This window comes from Flavobacterium sp., assembly GCF_003525665.1.
Classification (GTDB): Bacteria; Bacteroidota; Bacteroidia; order Flavobacteriales; family Flavobacteriaceae; genus Flavobacterium.
Genome location: NZ_DQDX01000084.1, coordinates 53,746 through 56,879, shown reverse-complemented (window position 1 = coordinate 56,879; position 3,134 = coordinate 53,746). Strand labels below are relative to the sequence as shown.

At 31.9% G+C, this 3,134-nt stretch carries 3 protein-coding genes; 2 read left to right on the top strand and 1 reads right to left on the bottom strand.

Features of this window, described 5'->3' with window-relative positions:
• Positions 1–87 precede the first annotated feature (87 nt).
• Complete coding sequence (gldA, locus tag DIU01_RS06320; protein WP_290832615.1) at positions 88–990, bottom strand: gliding motility-associated ABC transporter ATP-binding subunit GldA; 903 nt, start codon at positions 988–990, stop codon at positions 88–90.
• Between the two features lie 404 nt (positions 991–1,394).
• Here gldA and DIU01_RS06315 point away from each other — a divergent pair, with 404 nt between their 5' ends.
• Both DIU01_RS06315 and DIU01_RS06310 read left to right on the top strand, forming a co-directional pair.
• Positions 1,395–2,222: a prephenate dehydratase gene (locus DIU01_RS06315; protein ID WP_290832613.1), complete on the top strand. Its 828-nt coding sequence runs from the start codon at positions 1,395–1,397 to the stop codon at positions 2,220–2,222.
• 86 nt (positions 2,223–2,308) lie between these two features.
• Positions 2,309–3,134: aminotransferase class I/II-fold pyridoxal phosphate-dependent enzyme (locus DIU01_RS06310; protein ID WP_290832611.1), on the top strand; the 826-nt coding region annotated here is incomplete at its 3' end.

Here is a 3,134-nt window from a genome sequence, read left to right as displayed (position 1 = left end):
CAAAGACGCGATTCGCCTTAGTCTCGTGGGCTCGGAGATGTGTATAAGAGACAGGCAATCTGCAACCTGCAATCTGCAACCTGCAAACTACTTCTTAGAAGTCTTCTCTCTAAAAATCTGTTCCAAGTTTTTACTTTTCAACGACAATTGAAGTGCACGTAAACCATTGCTTTGAGCAAAATCAAAAACTGCTGGACGTTTGTCTTCTTCGGTTTCAAAAGTTAATTCCCAAACATTATCGTGGGTGTTTTTTGTAGATTTTAAATCGGCGAAAGCAGTAAATAATGCTTCATTTACAACTTTATCAAATTCAACTTCAATCACTTGTTCCACAATATCCGAAACCAGTTTGTCAAGTTTTTTGTCAGTAACAATTTTTCCGTTATTGATGATAATTACTCTATCGCAAATGGCTTCCACTTCTTGCATAATGTGTGTAGAAAGAAAAACCGTTTTATTTTTACCAACGTTTTTAATCACATTTCTAATTTCTACCAACTGATTTGGATCTAAACCTGTAGTTGGTTCGTCCAATATCAAAACGTCAGGATTGTGTAATAATGCGGTTGCCAATCCAACTCTTTGACGGTAACCTTTAGACAATTGTCCAATTTTTTTATGACTTTCTGGCGTTAAACCAGTCAATTCAATTACTTCTTCAATTCGTGATTTAGCTACTTTATAAACATCAGCATTAAATTCTAAATATTCACGAACATACAAATCCAGATACAACGGATTGTGTTCTGCCAAATAACCCACAGAAAGTTGTACCGCTTTTTGATTTGTATTTACATCATTCCCATTTACCGAAGCCGAACCTTCATCAGAATTAATGTAAGTAGTCAAAATTTTCATCAACGTAGATTTTCCAGCACCATTCGGACCAAGGAAACCTACAATTTCACCTTTCTTTACAGAAAACGAAACATTATCCAATGCTTTTTGAGCACCATAACTCTTTGAAATATTTTGAACTTCTATTGACATGTCTTATTATTTGTAGCAAATGTAATAAATACTTAAGGAAATTTAAAGTGNNAATTCGTGAAATTCGTGTCAAAAAATAACTCCACGAAAACGATTCCGTAACTTTTTTTAAATAAATTATACTTGTGTAACATTTTTTGTTACTTTAGCAAAACATAAAAAACAACAATGAGCGCAATTTTCGCAACATATTATAACAACTTTTCTTATTTCTTTTTTTGGAAGAAACAGGGATTGTTATTGTGTTATGTAAAGAAGTAATTTATATAAAAAACATAAATAGTAATCCCGATGCAAATCGGGATTTTTTTTTGACCAAAATCTAATTAAACCTTCAAGATAGTAAGTTTCATTAAGCAATAAAACACTTAATTTTCTTAATCTGTTAATGGTTCCAAAACAACATGAAAGAAAAAGTAGCCATACAAGGAATTAAAGGATCGTTTCATCATCAAGTTGCTCTAGAATATTTTCAAGAAAATGTTCAAGTTGACGAATGTTTATCATTTGAAGCATTGACTGACAGTTTGTTGAATAACAATTCGCAACAAGCTGTTATGGCAATTGAAAACTCTATTGCAGGTTCAATAATTCCAAATTACGCCTTAATTGATAAGAACAATTTGCACATTATTGGTGAATATTATTTAGATATTATTCAAAACTTAATGGTCTTAAACGGACAAAAATTGGAAGAAATTCAAGAAGTACATTCGCATCCTATGGCATTATTGCAATGCATGGATTTCTTAAAAAAGCATCCACATATAAAGTTGGTTGAAGATAAAGATACCGCGGAAACCGCAAGAAGAATTCATCAAAATCAAATAAAAGGAATCGCCGCAATAGGAAGTAAAGTCGCAGCAGAAATGTACGATTTAAATATAATTGCACCCGAAATTCAAACTGTAAACAATAACATGACCCGATTTTTTATTCTGAGTAAAGAAGAAAGTCAATTGACAAAAGAAGAAATAAATAAAGCATCATTGAAATTTGAATTAGATGATACGCCAGGAAGTTTGGCAACCGTTTTAAATGTAATGACAAATTGCAAATTGAACCTAACAAAAATCCAATCGATGCCAATAATAGAAACACCTTTTCAATATTCATTTTTTGTAGATGTAGTTTTTGAAAAGTACAAACATTATGAAAAAGCGGTCAAAATTTTACAAATAATGACCAATCATTTCAAGGTTTTAGGTGAATACAAGAGTAAAAAGCAATAACAAATGTCAATTATAATATCAAAATTCAATTAGTGAAATTTTTAAAAGTATGAATTCGTGAAAATTCGTATGATTCGTATAAAAATATGATTACAACAGCAAAAAGATTAGAAACCGTACAAGAATACTACTTCTCAAGAAAATTGAAAGAAGTACGACAATTAATGTCCGATGGAAAACCAATCATCAATATGGGAATTGGAAGTCCAGATTTGGCACCACATTCTTCTGTGATTGAAGCCATTCAAAACGCAATGTTTGATGACAAAGCACACGAATATCAAAGTTATCAAGGATTGCCAGAATTGCGTCAAGGTTTTGCTACTTTTTATAAAAATCAATTTGATGTTGACTTAGATTTTAATCTAGAAATGTTACCACTAATGGGTTCCAAAGAAGGAATTATGCACATTTCATTGGCTTTTTTAAACGAAGGCGACGAAGTTTTAATTCCAAATCCAGGTTATCCAACATATGCTTCTGTAACTGAATTGGTTCAGGCAAAAGCGGTTTACTACGATTTGAAAGAAGACAACAATTGGCAACCCGATTTTGAAGCATTAGAAAAAGCAGATTTATCAAAAGTAAAGTTAATGTGGGTTTGTTATCCGCACATGCCAACAGGCGCAAACGGAACTTTAGAATTGTATAAAAAACTAATTGATTTTGGAAAAAAACATCATATTCTAATTGTAAACGACAATCCGTATAGTTTTGTTTTAAACGATAATCCGATTTCAATTTTGCAAGTTGAAGGCGCAAAAGAAATTGCTTTAGAGTTAAATTCATTAAGCAAAACCTTCAATATGGCAGGTTGGCGCGTTGGAATGGTTTTGGGGAATTCAAAATTCATCGATGCCATTTTAAAAGTAAAAAGCAATATGGATTCGGGAATGTTCTACGGAATTCAAA

Bases quoted from the DNA above. Each gene is read 5' to 3' on its own strand.
- gldA (WP_290832615.1), bottom strand. From the start codon at position 990: ATGTCAATAGAAGTTCAAAATATTTCAAAGAGTTATGGTGCTCAAAAA.
- DIU01_RS06315 (WP_290832613.1), top strand. From the start codon at position 1,395: ATGAAAGAAAAAGTAGCCATACAAGGAATTAAAGGATCGTTTCATCAT.